This window comes from Catenuloplanes japonicus, assembly GCF_000717135.1.
GTDB classification, from domain to species: domain Bacteria; phylum Actinomycetota; class Actinomycetes; order Mycobacteriales; family Micromonosporaceae; genus Catenuloplanes; species Catenuloplanes japonicus.
On record NZ_JNXY01000001.1, the window covers coordinates 837,157 to 859,718 of the forward strand.

General features: G+C 67.0%; 20 protein-coding genes. 10 read left to right on the forward strand and 10 right to left on the reverse strand.

Going from position 1 to position 22,562, the window contains the following annotated elements; translation table 11 throughout:
* Positions 1-4 precede the first annotated feature (4 nt).
* From OP04_RS03905 to OP04_RS03920, 4 genes are read left to right on the forward strand one after another with little or no spacing between them, the layout of a single operon-like run.
* Positions 5-928: an ATP-grasp domain-containing protein gene (locus OP04_RS03905; RefSeq protein WP_198153681.1), complete on the forward strand. Its 924-nt coding sequence runs from the start codon at positions 5-7 to the stop codon at positions 926-928.
* On the forward strand, positions 921-1,679 hold the full coding sequence (locus OP04_RS49130; protein ID WP_051797029.1) for a class I SAM-dependent methyltransferase: 759 nt from the start codon (positions 921-923) through the stop codon (positions 1,677-1,679). The genes OP04_RS03905 and OP04_RS49130 overlap by 8 nt, the downstream gene beginning before the upstream one ends.
* Positions 1,676-2,161 carry a hypothetical protein gene (locus tag OP04_RS03915; RefSeq protein WP_033337902.1) on the forward strand — a complete coding sequence of 162 codons (486 nt, stop codon included), beginning with the start codon at positions 1,676-1,678 and terminating at the stop codon, positions 2,159-2,161. Before OP04_RS49130 ends, OP04_RS03915 begins: the two co-directional genes overlap by 4 nt.
* Positions 2,158-2,685, forward strand: coding sequence for a hypothetical protein (locus OP04_RS03920; RefSeq protein WP_033337903.1), 528 nt, complete (start codon positions 2,158-2,160; stop codon positions 2,683-2,685). Before OP04_RS03915 ends, OP04_RS03920 begins: the two co-directional genes overlap by 4 nt.
* Here the strand turns inward: OP04_RS03920 and OP04_RS03925 are convergent.
* From OP04_RS03925 to OP04_RS03935, 3 genes are all read right to left on the reverse strand, one after another.
* Entirely contained in the window at positions 2,670-3,833 is a 1,164-nt protein-coding gene (locus tag OP04_RS03925; protein WP_033337904.1) for an alpha-hydroxy-acid oxidizing protein, read from the reverse strand. The genes OP04_RS03920 and OP04_RS03925 overlap by 16 nt on opposite strands.
* 2 nt (positions 3,834-3,835) lie before the next feature.
* Complete coding sequence (locus OP04_RS03930; protein ID WP_033337905.1) at positions 3,836-4,159, reverse strand: pyridoxamine 5'-phosphate oxidase family protein; 324 nt, start codon at positions 4,157-4,159, stop codon at positions 3,836-3,838.
* A 512-nt stretch (positions 4,160-4,671) separates the two neighbouring features.
* A complete protein-coding gene (locus tag OP04_RS03935) occupies positions 4,672-5,775 on the reverse strand; it encodes a magnesium transporter MgtE N-terminal domain-containing protein (RefSeq protein ID WP_198153682.1) in 1,104 nt (367 codons plus the stop codon).
* 717 nt (positions 5,776-6,492) lie between these two features.
* Here OP04_RS03935 and OP04_RS52920 point away from each other — a divergent pair.
* Positions 6,493-6,750, forward strand: a complete 258-nt coding sequence (locus OP04_RS52920) for a cytosine permease (RefSeq protein WP_033337907.1) — start codon at positions 6,493-6,495, stop codon at positions 6,748-6,750.
* Positions 6,751-6,752: 2 nt separating this feature from the next.
* Positions 6,753-7,610: an aspartate/glutamate racemase family protein gene (locus OP04_RS03945; protein WP_063746517.1), complete on the forward strand. Its 858-nt coding sequence runs from the start codon at positions 6,753-6,755 to the stop codon at positions 7,608-7,610.
* Here the strand turns inward: OP04_RS03945 and OP04_RS03950 are convergent.
* The 4 genes from OP04_RS03950 to OP04_RS52925 form a co-directional block, all read right to left on the reverse strand.
* The gene (locus OP04_RS03950; protein WP_051797030.1) at positions 7,572-11,081 is read right to left on the reverse strand and encodes a DEAD/DEAH box helicase; all 3,510 of its coding nucleotides are present in this window, start codon (positions 11,079-11,081) and stop codon (positions 7,572-7,574) included. The two genes, OP04_RS03945 and OP04_RS03950, sit on opposite strands and share 39 nt — an antisense overlap.
* Positions 11,071-11,835, reverse strand: coding sequence for a hypothetical protein (locus tag OP04_RS03955; RefSeq protein ID WP_051797031.1), 765 nt, complete (start codon positions 11,833-11,835; stop codon positions 11,071-11,073). The genes OP04_RS03950 and OP04_RS03955 overlap by 11 nt, the downstream gene beginning before the upstream one ends.
* A gap of 165 nt (positions 11,836-12,000) precedes the next feature.
* Positions 12,001-13,233: a hypothetical protein gene (locus tag OP04_RS03960; RefSeq protein WP_051797032.1), complete on the reverse strand. Its 1,233-nt coding sequence runs from the start codon at positions 13,231-13,233 to the stop codon at positions 12,001-12,003.
* Positions 13,234-13,565: 332 nt separating this feature from the next.
* A complete protein-coding gene (locus tag OP04_RS52925; protein ID WP_157239214.1) occupies positions 13,566-13,718 on the reverse strand; it encodes a hypothetical protein in 153 nt (50 codons plus the stop codon).
* Positions 13,719-13,919: 201 nt separating this feature from the next.
* On the opposite strand from OP04_RS52925, the gene OP04_RS03965 reads away from it, so the two are divergent.
* Both OP04_RS03965 and OP04_RS52930 read left to right on the forward strand, forming a co-directional pair.
* Complete coding sequence (locus tag OP04_RS03965) at positions 13,920-15,656, forward strand: pentapeptide repeat-containing protein (RefSeq protein WP_157239216.1); 1,737 nt, start codon at positions 13,920-13,922, stop codon at positions 15,654-15,656.
* A 530-nt stretch (positions 15,657-16,186) separates the two neighbouring features.
* The gene (locus OP04_RS52930) at positions 16,187-16,450 is read left to right on the forward strand and encodes a hypothetical protein (protein WP_157239218.1); all 264 of its coding nucleotides are present in this window, start codon (positions 16,187-16,189) and stop codon (positions 16,448-16,450) included.
* Positions 16,451-16,565: 115 nt separating this feature from the next.
* On the opposite strand, the gene OP04_RS03970 is transcribed toward OP04_RS52930, so the two are convergent.
* Positions 16,566-18,001, reverse strand: a protein-coding gene (locus tag OP04_RS03970; protein ID WP_408606698.1) for an IS3 family transposase whose coding sequence is annotated in 2 segments (ribosomal slippage) — positions 16,566-17,644 and positions 17,644-18,001 — 1,437 coding nt in all. Because the reading frame shifts where the segments join, the coding sequence is not laid out codon by codon here.
* Between the two features lie 315 nt (positions 18,002-18,316).
* Between OP04_RS03970 and OP04_RS03980 the strand changes: the two genes are divergently transcribed.
* A complete protein-coding gene (locus OP04_RS03980; protein ID WP_033337909.1) occupies positions 18,317-18,607 on the forward strand; it encodes a hypothetical protein in 291 nt (96 codons plus the stop codon).
* A 166-nt stretch (positions 18,608-18,773) separates the two neighbouring features.
* On the opposite strand, the gene OP04_RS03985 is transcribed toward OP04_RS03980, so the two are convergent.
* Together OP04_RS03985 and OP04_RS49135 are read right to left on the reverse strand one after the other, a co-directional pair.
* Positions 18,774-19,166: an HflX-like GTP-binding protein gene (locus OP04_RS03985; protein WP_198153683.1), complete on the reverse strand. Its 393-nt coding sequence runs from the start codon at positions 19,164-19,166 to the stop codon at positions 18,774-18,776.
* A gap of 714 nt (positions 19,167-19,880) precedes the next feature.
* Positions 19,881-21,158: a S1 RNA-binding domain-containing protein gene (locus OP04_RS49135; RefSeq protein WP_051797035.1), complete on the reverse strand. Its 1,278-nt coding sequence runs from the start codon at positions 21,156-21,158 to the stop codon at positions 19,881-19,883.
* Positions 21,159-21,373: 215 nt separating this feature from the next.
* Between OP04_RS49135 and OP04_RS03995 the strand changes: the two genes are divergently transcribed.
* Positions 21,374-22,561, forward strand: a complete 1,188-nt coding sequence (locus OP04_RS03995; RefSeq protein WP_157239220.1) for a response regulator — start codon at positions 21,374-21,376, stop codon at positions 22,559-22,561.
* Position 22,562 lies beyond the last annotated feature (1 nt).

Here is a 22,562-nt window from a genome sequence, read left to right on the forward strand (position 1 = left end):
TCGGATGATCTTTCTTGGCGAAGATCCGGCACAGCCGGCGGTCGATCTCGATCGCCTGGTCCTCGAGGCCGGGGACGCGACCGTCGACTTTCTCTCGTCGCACGGGACGCTGCTCCGCGACGGGCGCCTCGCCGCGCAGCTACGAGACGCTGGTGTAGCGGCGCGATGCCAGTCAGCCCTGGCGATCACAGCGGCCACCGACAAGGTCATGGTCAAGCGGCTACTGGAGGACAGCGGCGTGCCGACCCCACGTTGGGGCCGCGGCACCCCGCCACGACAGGCCGCCTCGCCAGCGCTGCTCAAGCGGCGCAGCGGGACCCAGAGCCAGGGGCTCACCTGGGCGGATACCACGTCCGACCCCGGCGACGACGGGTACTGGGAGACGTATGTCCACGGCGTCGAGTTCTCCGTCGTGCTGCACCGCGAGGACCGGCATACGGTCGTGTTCCCGCCGGTGTGGAAGGGCGAGACCCGGACTGACCTGCTGCCGCCGTGGCGCCGGCTGCGCGTGTGCCCGTTGCCGTCGAGCTGGCGTGACCTCGCGAGCGAGCTGGCCGGGATGGCGAAGCGGGTCGCCGAGGTGCTCGACGTCTGGGGCTTCGCCGAGGTCGAGTTCATCGCCTCCGGCGGAGCGCTGTCGGTCATCGAGGTCAATCCGCGCGTCTCCGGAACGCTGCGCCTGGTCGCGATGGCCACCGGCGTCCGGGTCTTCGACCAACTGCAACTCGTCGCGCTGCCGTCCCGGCCGCCTGCGACGCGATACGCGGCGGAGCTCCCGTATGACGGCGCTCCGTTGCTGAGCGAGGACGTGATCGCCACGTCGCGCATCACCTGCGCCGCGCCGACCCCGCAGCGCGTCCGCCACCTGATCGGCGAGTACGTGACCGGATCGGCCCCGTGGCCGGACGAGTGGGAAGCGCATGACTGACTACGACGTGGCGGGTTACGCGCGCCGGTTCGTGACCGCACGCGCGCTGAGCCCCGAGCTCCGGCAGGTCTGGACCGGCGCGCTGGCCCGCGCGGCTGGGACGGACATGCGGGCCGACGTCCTGGACCTCGGTGCTGGGACCGGCCGCTTCGGCACGGTCCTGCGCGCGGCGTGGCGGGCCGAGCGGGTGATCGCCATCGACCGGTCGATGCCCATGCTGCGCCAGATGAGACTCGCGGACGCGAATCTGGCCGTACACGCTGACATGGGCGCCCTTCCGTTGAGGACCGGATCCCTCGACGCGTGCCTCTGTTCCATGGTCCTGCACTACAGCCCGGACCCCGCTGCGGTCTGCCGCGAAATTCGCCGCCTGTTGCGGCCGGGTGGCGTCCTGTGTGTCCGGACCGGCGCGCAGGAGACCATCGCGAGTTTCAGCTTTCTACGCTACTTCCCGGCGGCGCGACGGGCCGAGCGGAGTGCGATGCCCGACCGCGCCGATGTCATCAACTGGCTCGGCCACGCCGGGTTTGCCGACGTCGTGGTCGAAAAGGTGCGAACGCCCGCGGCGCGGGGTCACTGGCGCTACTGCCGGAAAGTCCTCTCCCGGGGCTTCCCCTCCCTGCAGCTCGTACCCAACGTCGAGTTCGTCGTGGGCGCGGCATTCATGATCTTAGACACGATCCTCCACGCCCTGCTTTGTCGACCGATCCCACCGGAGGAGACATTGCTGGTCACCGGAGTCGCCGTATGACGCCGTCCGCCTTCATTGCCCACCCGGTTTCCGAAACCGGGAACGCCGAGGCGATCGCGGTCGCCGCCCGTGAAATGCGTAACGTGCTGACCGGCTGCGGCTGGCGGGTAGTGCCGGAGGTGGTGGTCGAGAAGTCGGTCGCGACCGCTCGGGTCAGAGACGGCGAGGGACGACGACTCGTCGAGCGCAATGTCGAGCAGGTGGGCTCCGCGACCGTGCTGGTGATCCTGGCTGACGGCGCCGCCGAAACGTCGAGCGTGTGGATAGAGGCCGGAGTGGCGCTCGCCCGCGGTGTACCCACGGTGGTCGTGGCAAGCCCTGAAACTCCGTTGCCCTTTCTGCTCGGCTCCGCGCTGGGCTCCAATGCCGGTCGCCTTCCCGCGTGCCGCCGGGTCACGGCCGACATTCGGCTTCCAGGCATGATTCATCGCGTCGCCCAACAGATTATGTCCCTGACACAGTCAGCGGAGGATCTCAAATGACCGCGGTCGCCCACGGCCTGGAGACGGTCGCCGCTGTGCTGGCGGCCGCCACACCTCAGAAGGACCCGAAGATCAACTGGGGATCCATGCCGGACTGGCTGGCGGCGACCGGCGCGTTGCTGAACCTGGTGTTCCTCGGCGTCGCCCTGCTCCGGGAGATTCGTCTGCGGCGTGCCGAGGAGGGCCGCCGCGACCGGGAACGCCGCGACCTGGAGGCGCGGCACGCGCGCCGCGTCTCGGTGACCGTGCGCGAGGGCAGCGGCTTGCGGCTCAGCCTCGAGGTAGCCAATGACGGCGACGGACCGATCTTCGACGTCGTCCCGGGTCTGGATGGCGCCCAGGTCCGCACGCCGATCACGATTCGGCGCATCGGCGCCGGCCAGACGGCGAACGCCGAGGTCGGGTCCGCCTCCGTACTGCGCGACGACTCGGGCGTGGTGCCGACCGTGACCTTCACCGACGTGGACGGACTGCGCTGGGCGTGCATGTCGGGCCGGCCTCCGATCCGTCAGCTGACGCCCTGACCGTCACGGCGCAGCAGCCCGCGATCGAGCGAGGCGACGCTTCGGCGTCCGACGAGCGCCAGCGTGATGTCCAACTCCGCGAGCAACGCGCGGATGACGTGCTCGACCCCGGCCTCGCCGGCGCAGGCAAGTCCCCATACGTACGGCCGGCCGACCAGCACCGCATCGGCGCCGAGCGCGAGGGCCTTGACGATGTCGGTGCCGGTCCGCACGCCCGAGTCGAACAGCACCGGAGCCTGGCCCGCCACGACGTCGGCGACGGCGGGCAGCGCATCGAGCGACGCCACGGCGCCGTCCACCTGGCGGCCACCGTGGTTGGAGACGACGAGCCCGTCGGCCCCGTGTTCCAGGGCCAGCAACGCGTCATCGGGGTGCTGGATCCCCTTCAGCACGATCGGCCCGTCCCAGTGCTCGCGGAGGAAGGACAGCCCCTCCCAGCCGTGGTTGCGCCCGTCGAAAATGTGGTGCCAATGTGCGATGGCGGCGTCCGGGTCGTTTTCCGGCACCGCCGACAGTCGTGATCGGAAGACGGGGTCGGAGAAGTACACCTGCATGCCGAGGCCACGTACGAACGGCGAGTAGCCAGCTTCTAGGTCCAGCGGGCGCCACCCGATAATCGGGTTGTCGACGGTAACCACCAGAACCGAGTAGCCAGCCTCCCGGGCGCGGCGCAGCACGCTGACCGTGTGCTCGTCGTCGTTGGAGCGGTAAAGTTGGAACCAGCGGACGCCGTGGCCGTTCGCGGCCGCGACGGTCTCGATATCGACCGATGACGAGGCGCTGAGGACAATCGGCACGCCGGTCGCTAACGCCGCCCGGGCCGTTGCCGTCTCACCGTCCGGATGAACGATGGCCTGGGCCCCGATCGGGGCGAGTAGCAGCGGAGTAGGCAGTGGCTGCTCGAACAGGGTGATCCCGAGGTTGCGGTCGTCGATGTCGCGGAGCACGCGTGGAATGAGCCGCCACGCGTCGAACGCTTCGAGGTTCGACCGAGCGGTCCGACCGGTGCCGGCGGCGCCTGCTACGAAGTTGTACACCTCCGCGCTCAACTCGGCGCGCGCGGCCGTTTCGAGGCGCTGCGGCTCGACGAACGGCCGCTGGCCCGGCTCGAAGAGGCGCTGCCGATACGAACCGTACGGGGTGGACACGGTCAACTGCCGTAGACGCGAGACGGGGCGATGGGGACGGCCGTGCGGCGTTGGTCATACATGGTGCGGCTATATGCGTCCCACTCAGCGAGGCCCTCGACGGTCGCCCAGCGCCAGCCGTTGTGGAAGGCGACGGCAAGCTGGGGGCGTGATCTGAGGTCGTCGAGCTCAATCTTCCCGTACTTGACGAAAGCGAGCCTACCTCCGACGATACCGGGATTGACCAGCATGGCCTGCATGATCCGGTCGGCGTGCAGCGTCGGTACCACCGCGAGTTCCATTTCCTGACGCCGGAGCTCCCACGCCCATTCCAATGACTTCTCCACGGTAGAACCCTACGCAGGAAGCAGGTCGGCGGGGCGGCTCGACCGGCCCGTGAGGGACAGCACGGCTTCCAGCCGCAGCATTCAGCGTGGGCGTGCGCGCCGACCGCGTCGGTACGCGTTGGGTGACCAACGTCCCGTTTCCGCCGCGCATGGGGACAGGAGCGGTCGCCGCTACTGGATGCGCGCACATCCTGCACTGACGGCGATCGCTAGTGGGCTGTCCACGAACGTTCGACGGGTTTGAGACACGCCGGGCAGCGTCCGCCGTCCGGCCGTGGTGGAGAGTGGGTGGTGCGGGTGGCCGAGCCGGTACGGGCACGGCCGTTGACCCAGGACGAGGGCCGCAGGCTGCAACAACTCGTCCGGCGCGGGAAGCACGACTAGGTGCGGGTCCGCCGGGCTCTGATCATCGTGGCGTCCGCGTCCCGAACCCTGGAACCGATTTGAGCACTTCGACAGCAGAGCCGGCAGTCTCCCTCGGCTGCGGGCTTACAACCGGAATGCGCATGAGGCTACGACAGGCGGGCGCGCCGGGCGTTTGCAAGCTTCTCGAGCGTCGGCTGCGACAGCTGGCTGCGAAGCCGTTCGATCCATTCCGAGAGATCGTCTAGCGGGAGTTCGAGGAGAACTCCTGCTAGCCGGTCCTCCCCCCAGGCTGCCAGCAATGGCATAGCGCAATTGTCATTGATACTGGGCATGCGCCGCACGAGATCGACGAGCATCTGACGCGGTATAACATCGGCAATCCGTGATGCCACCTTCGGATCCACCACTGACAACCAGCCGGCGGCAAAATCGGGTGGAGCAAGGGTCAGCAGCCGCACGAGGAAAGGTTCCGCCGCGCCAGACAGTAGTTCGACGCCGTCGCGTGGGGACGTGCCGTTGGCACCCTGTAAGTAGAGGGAGAGCGCCTCGTCGGGCAGTGCGGCCAGCACCCGTCGCCGGTCTCGAACATCGAGTTCACGAGCATGCCGGTCCAGGAATCTCGGCCAACCGGGCATCTGCTGCAGTGCCTCGGCCGCCCGTGACGGCTGCATCCGAACGATCCGCAGGGCATTGTGCGGGGGGATCATGCGATGTAGAAGGTGTGCTGCCGTGGCGGCCGGAATTTCGTCGAGAGCAGTCCCCGCTGGTCCGGGCTCCATGTCGGTGAGGATGAGCGCAGCGTTGGCTTCGTCGATAGCCTCGAGCACCGCGGCCGCACGGGTTGCGGACACCCTGCTAAGGCGGGCTGCTGTCCTGTCTGGCTGGATGCCGGCTAGGGCATCGACGACCTCGCTCAGAGGCTCACTCTCGATCAGGCGGGCTCCCTCAGCGGCGTTCACCCGAGAGATGCGCGCGGCGTTGTCCGAAGTCGGCGAGGAGGCCGGTGCGGCAGAGACCGCAAAGGTAGGTACAGCGGGACGGCTCGGGTGGTCTCGGCGCCGCATCTCTGCCCGAACCCACGCGCGCCGCCACGCCGCAATGTCGGCATCGGGGTGAAAGTGTCCAACCAAGGCAAGAAACCTGCGCTGATTCGGCATCCTCCCGTTGCCGCGAAGGATGTCTTGGACTGACGAGTGCGCGATGTCGAGTGCCTTTCCGATGTCGCGAACTGAAGGGCTTCCGGCGTTCATGTGGAGCAACCTCAGCTCACGGGCCAGGTCAGCTAGGCTGGACACCGCGCCGGGATCCGCCTCCGTGTCCTCACCTGTTGGAACGGTCATCGCGACTCTTCCCCGGTCTTGCGCTCAGGTACGCCATCGTCCGGCAGCGTACAAAGCTGTCCGAAACTGTCCGAGACTGAGTTTAGCGTCCGATGACGTAGAGCGCTGCGCAGGTCTGTGCGGCTCTGTCCGTCCCTCTGGATTTCGTCCCGGCGAGGCCTTCTAGTGGGTGGTGCGCGGCAAGTGCAGTGCTCGGTTACTTGCCGGTTTCCGTTCCAGGGAGGAGCGAGACTGATGATCGAATTTGGGGAGCTTGTGGCGGCAGCTCTGCTCGGGGTAGTGCGTGGATCGGCGGCCGCGATCACGACGCACCTGTTTGAGAGGGGCATGGGTCTTAATCCGGTTAACGGTCGGGGTCAGCGCCGAGATGGCGGCGCCAGGCACGGCCGGCCGAGGAGCCGTCGATGACGCGACCGGCAAAGGATGGCAGCCGGGCCGCAGAAGAGTAGGCGGGGGTGTCGGAGGCCGGGCCAGCCTGAGATCAAGCCGAAGCCTTAGGCGCTGCTCCGCAAGATCTGAGGCTCTGCTGGCACCCGATCGCAGGCTCGGCGAGATCGATCGCAGATGGGTTGCCGCGTTCGAGCTCGAACAAGCCAGCGGCCGGCATCGGTGGGAGGCGTAGCGACCGTGGACGACCTGTTCACCCTCTCCCCGTCCGGGCGCTACCACTACACCGGCGGCTACAACCCGGCCGCGATCATCGCCACCGCGATCGGCGCGATCATCGCGGTCATCCCGGTGCTGCTCAAGGCCACGGACGTCGCCCAGTACAGCTGGTTCATCGGGATGGGGCTCGGCTTCGTCTCGTACCTGCTCCTGGTGCCCGCGTTCCGCGTGCGGGAGCGCAGCGGCGTCCTGCCCGGCCTCCCGAAGGTCAAGGCCTGACCATGCTGATCCGGGTCATCAACCCGAACACCACGGACGCGATGACCGCCACGATCGAGACGAGTGCCCGGGCCGCCGCCGGTCCGGGCACGCTCATCGAGGCGATCACCCCCGTCATGGGCCCGGCCTCGATCGAGAGCCACTACGACGAGGCGCTGGCCGTACCCGGCATCCTGCACGCGATCACCTCCGGGCCGCCCGCCGACGCCCACGTGATCGCCTGCTTCGGGGACCCGGGACTCGACGCGGCCCGGGAGATCGCGGACGGCCCGGTGATCGGCATCGCCGAGGCCGCCATGCACGCCGCCACGCTGCTCGGACGCGGCTTCAGCGTGGTCACCACCCTCTCCCGCACCCGCGGCCGCGCCTGGGACCTCGCCGCCCGCTACTGCCCGCCCGGCGCCTGCCGCGGAGTCCACGCCACCGACATCCCGGTCCTCGATCTGACCCCCGACTCACTGAAACAGGTCGTCGCGCTCGCCCGGCACGCGCTCGACCACGACGGCGCCGACGCCATCGTGCTCGGCTGCGCCGGCATGGCCGACCTCTGCGCCGCCGCCACCCTCGAACTCGGCGTGCCGGTCATCGACGGCGTCGCCGCCGCCGTCACCCTCGCCGAGGCACTGGTCCGCCTCAGGCTGCGCACCTCCACCCGCGACGAGTACGCTTTTCCGCCCAGCAAGCCGTATCTTGGGTTGCTTCAAAGCTTCGGCGAACTATCGAATCGAAGTCGATATAGCTCGCCGATTCTGCATCCAACCCTTCGCATTATTAGCCTGCCCGTCTTCAGCACGATTGACTTTTTGGATGCCGGTCGCCCGTCATACGCTGTTTGCCGGTGTGCTGGGCGTCTCCGGTAGCAGATCGCCTGGGCCGCGATATTGCAGGCTTATACCGGTATCGGCGCGATGCCGCCGGGCGCGAAGGACCCCTTGCCGCTCGGGATCGAGATGAAGAGCTGCTTCGCCGAGCAGGTCGAAGCCCGTGGACCAAATCCGGATTTTGCCCGGGGCTGCGTCAGTCACCCGCAGCCAGGTGCTCGGGGCCGGGACGGTCCCGTGCCAGGCCACCTCCTGCACATCCTTGGTCTGGAGGCTCCACCGGCGCCCGCGGCGTGCCCGCGACGGGTTAACGAATGCGTTCCATGCCGTGTGTGACTCGGGCGTGGGCCAGTCTTGGTTCAAGGCGTGTGCGGGGTCGAGGCCGGCGATCCATTGGCGCATGTTGGCCGCCGAGTCGAAGGTGGCCCCAGTGCTGGTGACGGCGGATATAGCTGCGAGTCGATGGTCGAAGCCGCTGCGGACAAGGATGGAGGCTGACTGGTTGAAGGTTCCCGTCTCGATCGCGGTTACCGCCGCGCCCGACAAGGCGTCAGCGTCAGTGTTGCTCTGGGCCATCTCGTAGACTCTGGCGGCCTCCATGCCCCAGACCAGCCGGTAGATGACGTCGCTCTCGATGAACTGCGCGATCTCGACGCGGTCGCCGGGTACTTCGCTGAGGGTTGATCCGCGTACCCAGCAGCGCAACACATCGTTCCAGTTGCCGAGCTTCGTTTCCGGCGCGAAGACGTCCATCGCGAAGACGGTTTCGGCGATCTCCACGAGCAGGTCAGTGGCGGTCGCGGGAACTTCTTCCAGGATGGCGGTCTCGGCTCGACGTGCCAAGGCGATGATTCCACCGGATACCTGAGAGAGTGCCGATCCCCCTTCTGCCCCCAAACCGGCCAAGAACCACCCCCGGCGCTGGGGCGACGTGGCAGTTCGCCACAAGTGCCTGGTCCGGCTGTACACGAGCCCGCGGATGGCGGCCGCCGCCGTGTCCACGTAGCGGTTGAGTTGGCGTTCCCACAAGGAGTTTCGCAGGGCATCGGCGACTATCTGGGTCGCCGCGTCCGCGACGACGTCCTGATCGCCGTCTCCGACGATGCTCAGGACTCCGATATCGAGAAGCGCAAGGTTGGACCGCCAAGTCTCGGCTGCGGCCGCACGCACCTCGGCGGTCTCCTGGGACACGATGGGCAAGGCCCAATCCGGCCCACCTGTGAGATAGGTGAGCAAGGGCTCAACTGAAGCGAGTTCCTGCGATCTGCTCATCCTACGTAGGAGGGCGACGCCGATCTCGATCAGCCCCGAACGCAGGGCCTTGCCGCCGTCTCCCTTGGTGAGTTCAATCCAGTCTCGGCGATGCTTTTGTGTGGGTTTGAAGATCGGATAGAGGACCAGGCCTTCAGTGTCGACGAACGCGCGGCCAGCGCGTCCGATGACGTTCGCGAACTCGGAGCTGTTGATGAGGTCCGTGCCGCGTCGTAACCCGTGGAACAGCACCGCTGAGGCGGACAGGTTGAGCCCTTGGGCGAGTGTGGGCGAGGCGATGGTGACTTTCAGGAGGCCATGCTGCAGGAGCCGCTCGACTTCGCGCCGGAATGGGCCAGGCAGTGCGCCGTGGTGGATGGCTACGCCGAGCTCAAGGCATTTGAGAATGGGGTGCTCGGCGCCGAACCACTCGGCGCCCACGGCCAGCGCGTCGCTCAGGTCGATGTTCGGTGGCAGAACGGACGGGACGAGGCCACGGGCGTGGAGATCGATGATCGTGCGGGCGTAGGGTGCGACGGATCTCCGTTGGGGGCAGAAGACCAGGACCGTCTGGCCTTCTTCGACCAGCCGCCATCCGGTGGCGATTACGTGTTCCCGCTGGTCGTTCGGAAACATCTTCCGGCGCTTGCCGCTCGGCTTCTTCTCCTCGAAGTAGCGAGGGATGAACGGTCGGTCTGGCCCAAGAGTGATGGTCAACCGTGCATGATCTTCGCGCCACTCGACCAGGCCGAACCGCTGCTGCGTCGGGCGCCATGACTCTCGGTGCAGGCCATCCGCCTGTTCGTGGGTGATCCACGCGACAAAGTCGTCGAGGTCGGGCCCGGTGGGAAACACCGCCGAGAGGCACAGAATGCGGCGTTCCGAGGCGTCCGAGCGGCGCAGCAGCCGTTGGATCTGGGCTTCGTAACGGACCTCCCGCTCGGAGGCTCCGATCATGTGTCCCTCGTCTAGGACGACCAGGCCGACGTCATCGAGCACGGATGGGTCTGATCGAAGAGCGAAGTCCAGCTTTTCAGGCGTCGCCACGACAATCTGGCTGGAGCGCAAGGTGTCCTCGTCGACGTCGCTTGTCCCCATGCTCCCGTAGAGCGACGAGACGCGGACACCCAGCGGCGAAAACGTCCGTGACAGAACGTGTTCGGTCTGCGCGGACAATGCTCGCAGCGGAGTGACGTAGACCGTACGGCGTCCCTGCGCGAGACAGGCCAGGATCGACAGTTCCGCGATGCGCGTTTTACCGGCGCTGGTCGGCAGCGCGACGACAAGATCCCGCGAGTCCTGGAACAGCCGGTTGACGACGTGTAGCTGGGAGGGCCATAGATCGATCTCGGACCGCTCCCGTGCTAACAAAGACGCGACGAAGTTGCGCCGCAGGTAGTTCCACCGCCCGGCCGGGCCGGTAGCCCTCAACGGCGGGTCAGTCGGGATATTCGTCTCTAGGCTTGTGTCGAACAGGCCGTTCATCAGATGCCGGGTCAGCCGGTAAATCCACCAAGGTCCGGGGGCGCTCACGTCGGAGGACGCCTGCTCACCCTCCCGAAGCTCTTCGAGAGCAGCTTCCAGCAGAGGCCGGCTGCCAATCTCAATCGCAAACAGCCCAGCCGCCACCGCCGACAGGTAGTTCTCGCTGAGTAGAAGGACAACCGGGCCGACCTCCTCCAGTGCTTCGTCGTCTACTCCGCTACCCGCTGAGGTGAGCGCCGCCAGCAGCGCCTCATCGGACACCTGCCTTGACGAGCGCAGAGTCAGGGTGCGCCGCTCGATAGAGCTCAGGTCGCGCATGAGTAGGTCTGCCAGCGTGAGCTCCATCGGAGTCAGCCGCTGCGCCTGTCGACTTCCATCGATCAGCGAGAACGCTCGTGCAGCGAAGCCGCCGAGGTGGCTGGCCGCGCCGGCGACAAGCGCGTGAAAGACCAGGTCTGTGTCAGATGCCGCATTTCGGGTGGCGGCCTCGAGAGCGAGGGAACTCTGGACACACCCCTGCTGGGCGAGGGTGATCAGTTCTATCGAGTCGTCTTGCGCGACCTCCAACAGCTCAAGGCTGGTGGACAACAGCGCGTACCCGTAATTGAGCAGGTCGGCATCCAGGAAGGAGCTGAAGTTGGGCGCGCCCGGAGGTAGGGCACCGTTACGGCGAATCATCGATTGGGCTTGGCCTTGAGCCAAGAGCCGCCCGCGGAAGCCCTCATCGGTGGCCGCGGTGAGGATCGCTACCAATTCCGGAGCCTCACGGGCCACTGACGGCTACCTTCTCGTAGGCGTCCCGGATGAACTGCTGGTGCCCTTGGACTCGTAACGTGATCGTCAACTGCGACACCAGACCCTGGTAATCCTTAAGGTCATCCGCCACATACTTACTCGGATCGTTGCTCGTGAAAAGAAACATCAGATGATCAACATTGTCGGGGCGCATGCCCTCCCGCAGCTGTAGCATGAGGACGGCCTCTCCAACCGCACTGTCGGCGGTGAACATCAGCCGTTCGGCGAACTGAGCAAGGGACTGAGGCGATGGCATCTCACCGTTGCGCGCTAGGCCATCGCGAGCCTCGGCCGCGGTGTCTTTATACAGCTTGACGCGGCTCTTGGCCTCCGCCTTGACGATGCGGACCTTGCCGCCGTGGCCAACCTTGGCCGCGAGCGCATCATCGCCTCGCATGGCCCACTCCTGGTGATCACGGTCAATGAGCCGGCTCGGCCCCACCACACATCCGTGCTCCTCGCGTAGGTAGGCCGTAGCAAGGATCTCGCCCACGTCGCCAGAACGGGCGTTTGCCGTGGTGGGAAGTTTGTTGCGGAGGAAGTTCGCAACCTCATCCTTCCCCATCCGTTCCGCGATCCAGGCGAGCGTGTCGGCTTTCGCGTACGTGTTCGGCAGACCTGCGCCGAGAGTGACGGCCCCTGTGGCGTCGTCGTGCGACTCGATGACGCCGGCTAGATGGCTGCCGACTCGTATGGGCTGCTTGACGGTGCACCAGCTCCGAAGGTTAGCCATGTCCCGCCGCTCACGCGTCCTTCCCCAGGCCATATGTGTGCCGGGGTACTGTACCGAGAAGGCAGCCCGTTGTGTCACCTTCAACAGCGTCGGTCGGTGTCGGTCGGTAGCCTTCGAGCTTCGCGTCAGCGCCCGCTGGGCGTCGGGCGGGTCATCCAGTCGTCATCAGCTACGGCCTCGGCGCGGGCTTTTGGGGCGAAGCGCGAAAGGGAGTAGCGCCATGGCGATTCGCTGGTGCGGATCGCCGGTGGCATGCATGACGAAGTTGTAGCGGCTTGAGCCGGTCGCCACTGCGTCGGCCGTGAAGTTCCCGTGTGCCCTGACTGTGCTCAGTGCGGTGTTGATGACCGCAGAGACGTCGTGGTTGCGGATGAAGAGCAGCACCGCCGTCTTGGTGTCTCTCCATACCGCATATCTGAAGAGCTGATCCAGGGCCTCCGTCAATGACGTCTCGCCGTCCCAGAACTTGCATTCGCCAATGAACACGTTGACCCGATCGTGGCGGATCAGGATGTCGGTTTTGCCATCGCCGTTGAACACCTCTCCGGCTGCGGCTCCCTTGAAAACGCTGTTCAGTCCGGCGACGAGTAGGTCACGGATCTCCTCCTCGCCCCGTTGATCTGCGATCGATGGGGCTCGCTCGAGAGAGTCGCGCCAGTAATCGAGAACCCGTAATGCCTCCTGGTAGTCGGCGTCGTGGAGTACCCATCGAGGTTCGGAGGTGCCGCCGCGGGACGCGCCTGGCGATAGATGGAGGGCTGTATGGCGGGTAAGGGGCACCGAAGCGGCGCCGGCTTCATTGCGTAGACGCAATGGATAGCCGACCTGCGCCTCGGTTTCGCGAAACCGCTGCACCTCCTCCCGTCGGCGGCGGACCAGACCCGGCACGTCGGCGGCCAAGCGCCGGTTGTGAGTGTCGCAGTCGGCGCGTGCCCAGGCCAGGTACTGCCCTATGTCGTGGATCTGGGTGTCGAACGCGTGACGGACCTGCTCGGCCTGGTGGGGGCCATCGACAGACAGCTCCAACTCATCCTCGCGTAGGTCGAACGCGACCGGACGCGTCAGTGAGGCTCGGCTGGGCTGGGAACGGAAGATATGGGTGTGTCCCGTGAACGGGACCACGATCCTGTACCGAGGTACTTGCCGCGTAATGTGACTACCGTCTTTGTAGAGGCCGACCGGCTCGGAGCACTCGATCATCGGCAGGGCCTGGATCTCGTCGGTCAGCAGCTCGGGGCATTCGGCTCGTGCGTCACGCAGCAGGCCCTCGACGATGTACTCGTCATCAGCCGCCAGGATCTGGTTTGCCGGGATCCGTGCGATGTGCAGAACGACCGCACGGAAGGTGCGCTCCAGTTCCGTCTCGAGGCGCACACCAGCGAACAGCTCAATCTCCACCAAGCCAGTGTGCCGAACGCCAGCCCGAGCGGATGCGCGGACGCGCTGGCACGACGGTAAGAGTTCGGAGGCGGCGGATGCGACGGCTTCGATTGGCTGACCTGCGCCAAGGCGACAATCCGGGGCAAGCGGTGCGCTGATCGAAGATGTTGCAACCGAGCCGGTCCAGGCTCTTCAGTGGTCACACTCCCGCCCAACCCATTGAACGCCACACCATCAGATGGTGAGTTCGCGTGTGACCTGCTCGGCGATTCGTTGCCGTAGGTCTCGCTCGGCGTCCCGGAGCTCCTGATGGACTCGTCGACGCAGCTCACTTGTCGGCATACCAGCATCTACAGGTTGGACCTCGCCGGAGATACCTCGTCCACAGCATGTTCCGAGTTGAGGAAGTCAGCGAGGGTCTGCCGCCGCTCCTTGTAGAGATACCGGATCTCAGGGCTGCCGTACGCAGCCGTCAGCGCGTGACAGCGGGCCTGCTTGTCCATGTTAGGGAGACTAAGCATCTCCGATACCGGCCCGAAGTGGGCGATTGCGCCGTGAATGGAGATCTTTGCCCGTCTTGTTCAACCGCGGTCAGCAGCTCACGTTCCATCGACTTTGCCATGCCCGTTGATCAACACGACAGCGGGACAAAGAGGCCCGAGCAGTGCGATGGGCGGTTGTACGGGCACGCCACCATGAGCTGCGTGAAACTCATGCAGCGGATCCGTCGGGTCTGGCCCGCGTACCCAGCCCGAACCCTGCGCGGCGCCGCCGCGGTGCTCGTCCTATTCGCCGCGGTGATCGCGAGCGCCCCGGATTGGTGGGCCGAGGCCGCGGCTCCAGTGGCCATGTGGGTCGGGCGGCACTGGCTAGCTGCTCTCCTGTTCGCCCTCGCCGGCGTGCTCGCGGTCTCGGCCGGCAGGCGAAGGCGTTCGTCGGATGATTTTGCGCTGCCGCTTGCCGCTCACGTGGCGGCGCTGCTGACGGCCGCGATCGCCGTGGCCGTAGGGGCCGGGCTGGCGCTGTGGCTCGCGGTCGGGCAGCCCGACCTGACCGCTTCGGCGCCGTCCGGCGCTACGGTGCAGGGGGCCGGGTGGAGCGCACAAACCACCTTCGACGGCCTGCGCGCGGTGTTGTCCTTGGTCGCCGGGCTCGGCGCGGTCGTCGCGCTTACCGTCGCCTATCGGCGCCAACGCCACCACGAGACCGCAGAGCAACGGGAGAACACCAAGCTGTTCGCCGAGCGTTTCGCCAAAGCCGCCGAGCTGCTCGGCAGTGCTCAAGCGGCCGTACGTCTGTCCGGCGTGTACGCCATGGCTGCTCTCGCCGACGACTGGAAGGCCGGTCGGCAAACGTGCATTGATGTGCTCTGCGCCTATATTCGCATGCCGTACGAGCCACCGAGCGACACCGCTGACCCACCGTCCGGAAGCAGTGATCCCACTGCGCAGAACGCTGACCGCGATCCGCGCGAGGAACGGCAGGTCCGGCATACCGTCATCCGGATTATTCGGGACCGACTCCGTCCCAGCATCGACAAGGCGCGCGCTTGGCAGGGTCACCATTTCGACTTCACCGGTGCGCTTTTCGACGGCGGTGATCTCACCTACATCGACCTGCGGGACCAGACCTTGCTCGACTTCACCAACGCGACCCTGCGCGGCACGGTGGACTTCGCCCATGCGACGTTCTCGGGTGGCACGGTGGCCTTCTTCGGCACGAGGTTCTCCGGCGGCATGGCGAGCTTCTTCAGTGCAACGCTCTCCGCTGGCATGTTGCGCTTCGGCGACACGACACTGTCCGACGCCGCAGTGGACTTCGGCTACACGACTATCTCTGGTGGCACGGTGTATTTCGGCGACGTGACCCTTTCGGGCGGCTCGGTCTTCTTCGGTAGCGCGGAGATCTCCGGCGGCATGGTGAGCTTCGGCCGCACGAAGTTCTCCGGCGGGACGGTGGACTTCAGCGGCGGGAAACTCTCCGGAGGCCTGTTGGACTTTGGCGATGCAGTGTTGTCTGGCGGGACGGTCAGCTTCCGCGGCGCGACGTTCTCTGACGGCATCGTGGGGTTCGGCAATGTGACCCTTTCCGGTGGCACGGTGGACTTCCGTGGCCTGACCTTCCCGGGCGGCACGGTGGACTTCCGTGACGCGACGCTCTCCGGTGGCGCGGTGGAGTTCGGCGGCACGGAACTGTCCGGAGGCACGGTGGAGTTTCGCGACGCGACTCTTGCCGGCGGCAGGGTTAACTTCGGCGCGACAACGCTATCTGGTGGCGCGGTGAGCTTCGGCGGCGCGACGTTCTCCGGTGCCTCGGTGAACTTCCGTGGTGCAAGGTTCCTTGGTAGTGAGATCGACTTCCAGGGTTCACGCTCATGGGAGAAGCCGCCCATCGGCGTCGCAGGTTCTGAGCCGGGGGTGCGCTGGCCAGTAGGTCGTTGAAGGCCGCTCTTGCTGTGGCGGCGAGCGCACCGGACAGCGGAGTGGGTGGGATGGGCACGGGCCGCTGCAGAGCCGGAGCGGGGTGTCGCTACAGCGGCCGATGCGGTCAGCATGTATCCGCGCGAGGCGGGCTGGTCGCGGTGTGTGACACAAGGCCATCGGGGCAGCCGAGGAGGTAATGGACGGCGGGTGACGGGACGCGGCGATGGCCCGACTAACCGCCCCGGGGCGATGGGGGGTAATCAACATGTGTCGCCAGGCCGCACCGTACCTGCGGTAGATGAAGCTACGGGAGAGCATGTGCCGCAGGAGCGGGAAGAGCCGTTGGCTCGGCCGCAGCGCCCGGCGGTGGACCACCCCCTCGACGCAGGTACACGCGAAATGCTGAAGGATGTACCTACGTCGGCCCAAGGAGACGTTGGGCCGGTCGTGTACACAGATCACGGCCGCATCAGGGTGGCCGTCCTCAGGCCCGAATGGAAGATCAGCCGGGGGACTGCAGCGAGGGCCCGCACTCGCCACCGAGCGCAATGAGCGTTTCACCGATCGGTACTGGTTTCCTTCCAGCGGCCGATGACGGTGCGGCTTACCCGGCCGTCGCGCATGGCCTGCACGCGGTGGCGGCCGTTGATGTATCCCCGGTCCTGCTCGTCGACCGGCTGAATCGGATCTATGAACAAGCTCGCCGCCGCTTGCGCGGTGTCGGCGTCGAGTCCGGGCTCGTCAATGATCTGCTGCAGCGCCTCCAGTATCCGATCGGGTTCACCCTCGTGCGGGTCGTCGCCATCCGGTAGCGCGTCCGCGCGTCCGACGGCTGTGATCGCCGCTTCGGACGCGGTACACCAGTCGGCGCTGTGGTATGTGCAGCAGCCAGGCCGGAACGTGTCAAGGGAATGAGGCCAACGGGAGTTAAGCGGCTTGCAGCTCGGGCTGGGTTTCCTGGTCAGGCCGGTTGATCCAGACCTGGTCGGGCAGGTCGAGGATTTTGGGCAGGGGCCGGGGTGCGCTGAACCGCTCGGGATGTGCGGTCCGGGCCGCGGTCAGGGTGGTCTCGCGGGCGGCGCGGACCGTGTGGTGGCGGCCGTGGTGGACGTCGGCGGGGGTGTGCAGGCCGATCCCGGAGTGCCGGTGGGCGTGGTTGTACCAGGTCACGAAGTCGGTCATGAACGTTCGTGCCTGGGCGAGGGATGCGAACCGGGCCGGGAAGACCGGTGCGTACTTCAGCGTCTTGAACCAGGCTTCGCTGTACGGGTTGTCGTTGGAGGTCTTCGGCCGTGAGTGCGATCGGGTCACCTGGAGGTCTTCGAGCAGGTCAGCTACCGATTTCGAGGTCATCGAGGTGCCCCGGTCGGCGTGGACCACGTGCGGGACGCCGTGGGCGTCGAACACCTCGCGCATCATGCTCTCGGCGAGCGGGCCCGATTCGCGGGCGTGGACCCGGGCGCCGACGATGTACCGGGAGTAGATATCGATCCTCACGTACGCATCGAAGTAGGAGCCCTTGACCGGGCCGGCGAGTTTCGTGATGTCCCAGGTGTAGACCTGCCGCGGTCCGCCGGCGGCCAGTTCCGGACGGGCGCGGGCCGGGTGCCGGGCCAGCCGGCGACGTTCACGGACCTGCGCGTGCTCGCGCAGCACCCGGTACATGGTCGCGATCGAGCCCACGTATACGCCCTGGTCCAGCAACGCCGCGTAGATCTGCGCCGGAGCCGCGTCGACGAACTCCACACTGTTCAACACGTGCAGGACCTGCTCACGCTCGCCCGGGGTGAGCGCGTTCACCGGCGGGCGTCGCACCGGGCGTGCCGGTGTCGGACGCCGCCGGTCCCGATCGGCGCTGGACCGGGCGATCCCGGTCAGCCGCGTCGCCTCCCGCGTCGCAATGTTCGTGCTGGTCAGCTGGTGATAGGTGTCCATCAGCGTCTGCCGAGCCCGAACACGTCCGGCCCGTCCGGCTCGCTCCTGGAGATGTCCTCCAAGAGCTCTCGCGCTTTTCCCATGATCGTCAACGCCGTCTCGGTCCGCGCCAGCTTCGCCTGCGCCAGCTGCAACTCCCGCCGCAGCCGGGCGATCTCCGCCTGCTCCGCCGACGGCCGGCCGACCGTCTCCCCAGCCGGTTTGCCCTGCAGCAGGCCGGCGTCACGGGCCCGGCGCCACTCCGACACAAGCGACGAGTGCAAGCCCTCCCGCGGCAGCAACGCCCCACCGTCACCAGCCGCGACGGCCTGCTCGTAGCCGGAAAGGAGCTCCAGTTTCTGCCCCGGAGTGAAGTTCCGGCGGGCTCGCGGCCCGCCCGCACGCGGGCCTTTCTTGCGACTCATGACCCGATCCTGGGCCACGACCATGTCAGCAGCAGTAGTCAACGCTTCTCGATCCTGAACTCGCCCTGTCCGGCGGACTTGCTATGAACCGCTGGCCTCAACTCACCCTGACAGACAGGGGGCAGGCAAGCCGTCGCCCGCGCCATCGGCCGCGACCCCGCACTCAGCCAGTCGTGGCTACGTACCTTGGTCACGAGCCTGACCACAGGTTGAGTTCCGGCTACCCGCCCTGCGCTGTCGGCATTGACGGATGCGCGGATTTGCCGCCGTGAGCGTGCAGCACGCGGCCCGGTCGGTAAATCCTTCGTGGGTCGCCGTGGACCCGGATAGGCTCGGCGGATGATCAATATGGCGGTGCGTGGTGACAGCGGCAAGGTCGTCGCCTCCGCCAAAGCCGGGGTGGAGTGGACGGCTGGCTTTGCGGAGCTGGACCCTGCGGAGTTCCCGATGCTCTGGGCGCTGACGCCGTATGGGGATGCGGTCTTCAACCAGAGGCAGGTACCGCTCCTGGTGGCGGAACTTGACCGGCTTCCTGCCGATTTGGGCGGTGACTGGGTCGCTCAGGCTCTTGAGCTGTGCCAGATCGTGGAACGCGGGCTGCACCTGTATCTGTGGTTCATCGGCGATTGACTCAGGCCAGCCTGGCTTCGGCTGCCCCCGCCGGAGTCTGCTGCGGGCCCAGAGCTTGCCACGCGATGGTGCCGTCCTTGAGGAATTGGCTCGCCCGGATTTGCCGCAATCCGCCTGCGGGCCGGCCAGTTCGCCGTTATCGATCGGACCACAGCACCATCGATGATCACACCAGGTCTTCGCCGCTCGAGATGAGGCACCCGAGGGTCTTGGACAGGACGCTCCGCTGGCGATGTGTCAGGGTGTTCACGAATACTGCGGCGTCGATCTCCGCCTCTCGGCGCGCCTGGGCGATCTCGCGAACCTTGCCATGTGTCAGCAGCGTACGGCGGGAGAAGGGCTGCGACATTCGCAGCGACCCGCCCGGGCGCTGCTTCCAGCGGTCTGAGGCGCCCCGGCGCTGGATAAACCGGGCCACCACCCGTCCACCTCGGGCCTCGACCATAGCGGCCAACTCGTCGAGCCTGGCTTCGTACTGCTTCTCCTTGGCCGAGAACAGATCGATGGGTGCGACGTCGGCACCGCCGAGTGGATCACCAAGGCTTCGGTACTGCTTCACGCTGCCATGATCGCTTCGGACATGCCCGCGAGCCACAGGTTTTAGACCGTCGACCCCTGCGACGTCGGCGACGGACGCTACGGGCACGGCGGGAGTCCGGTGGTGCTCGTCGGCGCGAATAAATCGATGGTCGCGGCGCCTATTCTTGCCGTGTGAGCTTCGGAACCTACGCCCGCAAGGTGAAAGATGGTTCGTGGTCCTACGGGCAACGGATCAATGCCCTGGCTGGCTGCGTCCAGCTCTATCGACCGCTGGGCTAGGCGATTTCGTACGAGGCGTTGATCACGAGATTGCAGGGCAAGACCGAATCGGTCCGGTGGGCTGGGCGCTCACCGTCGATGGCCTGGTGACGGCGTTCAAAGACTGCACGTGACGAACCGGCCGCCTGATCTCAGCATTGGGCGATTTGGTCGGTCAGGCCGCGGATTGGGCAGCGCACGGTGGCCGCGCTGACCGCCTCGGGCGTGGCCCTCGACCAGCCGGTGCCCACCGAGGTAAACGCCGAGTTGCGCCCGTACCGGGAGGGAGGAGGGTTTCCGGTGGCTGGCCGCGTTGCACGACAACGGGCTCGTGGCATCTTCGCCGAAGATAGAAGATATGGGTCTCGGCATGACACCGCAGGCGCTCGCTGTCCTGTGTCATGCCCGCAGTGGATCGCGGTCTGACGACCGAGGGGCCGCGCACGCACGCGGCCCCTCGGGTTCCCGGCCCAGGTCAGTCCCCCTTCGGCGGCTCGGTCTCGAGGTCACGGAGGAACACCTTGCCGTTGTCCGCCACCTTGATCACCTCGGTCATCAGCAACTCGCCGATCTCCAGCTGACCGCGGTTGAGGTCGGCGCGCACCTCGGCCGACATCTGCGTGCAGTGCAGCATGGCCGGGCGCTCGTAGCCGGGGAGCCGCACCAGGGCGTACCCGCCTCGACCGTCCCGCTCGGCCTCCGCGCGGATGATCTCCGCGTCGAAGCGGTCACCCGCTTTCGGCCGCTCCGGCACCGGTTTACCGGCCGGCGGGCGCCCGGCCGGCCGGGCGCCCGCCGGGGCGAGCTGGATCTGCCGGTTCGGGACGTTCAGCCGGGTGATGCCCACGGTGATTTCGGTACCGATCTGCACCGGCGGCAGGTCCCGCAGCGCGCCGGACGGCACAAGCCCGTTGAGGCCGTGGCCGACCCGGACGAACGCGCCGACCCCGTCCATCACGTTCACCACTTTGCCGGTCACGACGTCACCCTCGGCGAACTCCTGGGTGAACTCCCGCCAGGGGTTGGTCTGCCCGGCCAGCATCGTGTAGCGGGTGTAGCCGTCGGTGGTCTCGAATGCCCCGTCGATGACCTCGCCGACGTGGAAGCGGCGCGCCATGTCGGTCATGATCCGGGTGTAGTCGACGTCGGCGGCGCCGAGCACACCGAACTGGCCCTTCTCCGCCTCCACCACCACGTGCTCGCGGCTGACGCTCACCACTCGGGCCGGGACCGGCCGGATGGTGGCCGTCGCCATCGGCACCAGCGTCAGCTCCGCCGGCGGCTCGTGCCGAAGCGCCTCCAGCCGGTTGAGCAGCTCGGTCTTCATCCGGTCGATCGAGGAGAAGTGCGTGCCGTAGCTGATGTAGCGCAGGCCGGGGAGGTCGGAGGGCACGTCGTCGGCGCTCTGCGTGAGCGGGATGATCTTCTTGTTGAGCAGGTAGGCCCAGCCGAACTCGAGCATCACGTTGCGGTTGGAGCCGCTGAGGTCCACGATCACCAACTGGCCCTCCTGGAGCCCGTTCCAGACGTTCTCCAGGACGGTATCGCCCTCGTAGAGGGAGTCGGCCCGGGTGGCCACCAGCCCGACGCTCTCGATCACCGGGACGAGAACGTCGTGGTACAGGGCATCGAAGTCAATGATCTCGGGGTCGCCCTGGGCGGTGCGGACCTCCCTCTTGCCGTACGGCATGATCACGAACACGCTGTTCTGCCGGAACCCGCGGTCGCGCTGCAGTCGGACGTTGCTGTTCACGGGGCATACTCCTCGTCGGCTTGGCCGGATTCCCGACCGTGGTCCCGGAGCACCGGGGTCTGCCACCGACAATCCCCGCGGATGGATGAACGGGCAGCCGCGTGTTGATGTATTTCCCGATGTGATTCCGCCGCCGGTACGGCGATTGTGGACCGTTCGTACATCGTCGATGCATCCGTGCTGGTGAGGCCGCCGGGATGGGTAGGGTGAACGGTGTGACACCGGTGCCGGGCGGCTTGTGGAAGATTTGGGTGTTGGGCGATGTCGTCGTGCAGCATGACGGTGCGGAGCCGATCAGGTTCTCTGACCGCCGGACTGACGTCCTGGTGTCGCTGGCGCTGGCCGACGGGCCGCTCTCACCGGCCCAGCTACGCGACCGGCGCGAGATCTCCGGCACCCAGCACCGGCCTGCTCAGAACGCGTTCGTTCAGCACGTCAGCGCACTGCGCGACCCAGGCATCCCGATCGAGACGCGGGGCCCGCACCGGGCTGAAAGCTATCTGCTCAATGCCGATCACGTGTGGGTAGATGCCTGGCAGTTCCTCCGCCCGCCTGCCACCGACTTGTCCCTCGAGGACTCACTCAGGCTCTGGCGCGGGCCGGTACGCCGGCCGGGCCTCACCGCCACCGTGTTCGAGCGCATCGAGCAGGCCCGGCTGGACCTGGTGTCGCGGGTCCTCGGCGTGGCGCAGCCGGACACCGCGCTCCGGGACGCGGTGATCGGGTTCATCGCCGCCTTCCCGGGCGACAGCCTCGCCGACCAACTGCGCGCCCGGTACGGGCGGGAGCGCAAACGCATTCTGGTCGTCGACGACGACCCCGACGTACGCAGGGAGATCTGCGGGCAGCTCGAACCGAACCACGATGTCGAGCCGATCAAGGACATCGAGGCGTGGCGGAATCTGCGTGACCGCCCGCAGGATCTGGCCCGGATCGACGGCGCGCTTGTCGATCTGCATCTTAAGGGCGGCGACGACGACAACCGCGGCATGGAGATCGTCAAGTATTTGCGGCGGCACACCGAGGTCCCGGTGGCCGTCGTCACGGCGAACATCCGGCAGGGCACCACCCGCCAGGTTACGGACCTGATGGCCGAGTACCGGATCATCGACGTGGTGAACAAACGCCAGCCGGACTGGCTCGAGGCCCTGGACGACGTTTTGGAGCAGCTCATCGGCACCTCGGACAGGGCGGTGCGCACCCGGGCCCGGTCCTGGCTGCAGACGGCCTACCGTGACGTGCGCCGGGACACCGAGCAGGCCCCGCCGGGAAGTCCCGGTGCGTCTCGCCGCCGGGACTGCGATCGCGAGTACCAGAACCTCCTACCGGCGGTCGAGGCGCGACCGGTCGACGAGCTCACCGACCGGGTCCGGACCTTCTGCCGGCGCTGGCGGGTCGACTGAG

Excerpts from the sequence above, each read along its gene's own strand:
- OP04_RS03905 (WP_198153681.1), top strand. The coding sequence starts at position 5 with ATGATCTTTCTTGGCGAAGATCCGGCACAGCCGGCGGTCGATCTCGAT.
- OP04_RS49130 (WP_051797029.1), top strand. The coding sequence starts at position 921 with ATGACTGACTACGACGTGGCGGGTTACGCGCGCCGGTTCGTGACCGCA.
- OP04_RS03915 (WP_033337902.1), top strand. The coding sequence starts at position 1,676 with ATGACGCCGTCCGCCTTCATTGCCCACCCGGTTTCCGAAACCGGGAAC.
- OP04_RS03920 (WP_033337903.1), top strand. The coding sequence starts at position 2,158 with ATGACCGCGGTCGCCCACGGCCTGGAGACGGTCGCCGCTGTGCTGGCG.
- OP04_RS03935 (WP_198153682.1), bottom strand. The coding sequence starts at position 5,775 with ATGAACGCCGGAAGCCCTTCAGTTCGCGACATCGGAAAGGCACTCGAC.
- OP04_RS03945 (WP_063746517.1), top strand. The coding sequence starts at position 6,753 with ATGCTGATCCGGGTCATCAACCCGAACACCACGGACGCGATGACCGCC.
- OP04_RS03955 (WP_051797031.1), bottom strand. The coding sequence starts at position 11,835 with ATGGCTAACCTTCGGAGCTGGTGCACCGTCAAGCAGCCCATACGAGTC.
- OP04_RS52925 (WP_157239214.1), bottom strand. The coding sequence starts at position 13,718 with ATGGACAAGCAGGCCCGCTGTCACGCGCTGACGGCTGCGTACGGCAGC.
- OP04_RS52930 (WP_157239218.1), top strand. The coding sequence starts at position 16,187 with ATGAGCGTTTCACCGATCGGTACTGGTTTCCTTCCAGCGGCCGATGAC.
- OP04_RS03980 (WP_033337909.1), top strand. The coding sequence starts at position 18,317 with ATGATCAATATGGCGGTGCGTGGTGACAGCGGCAAGGTCGTCGCCTCC.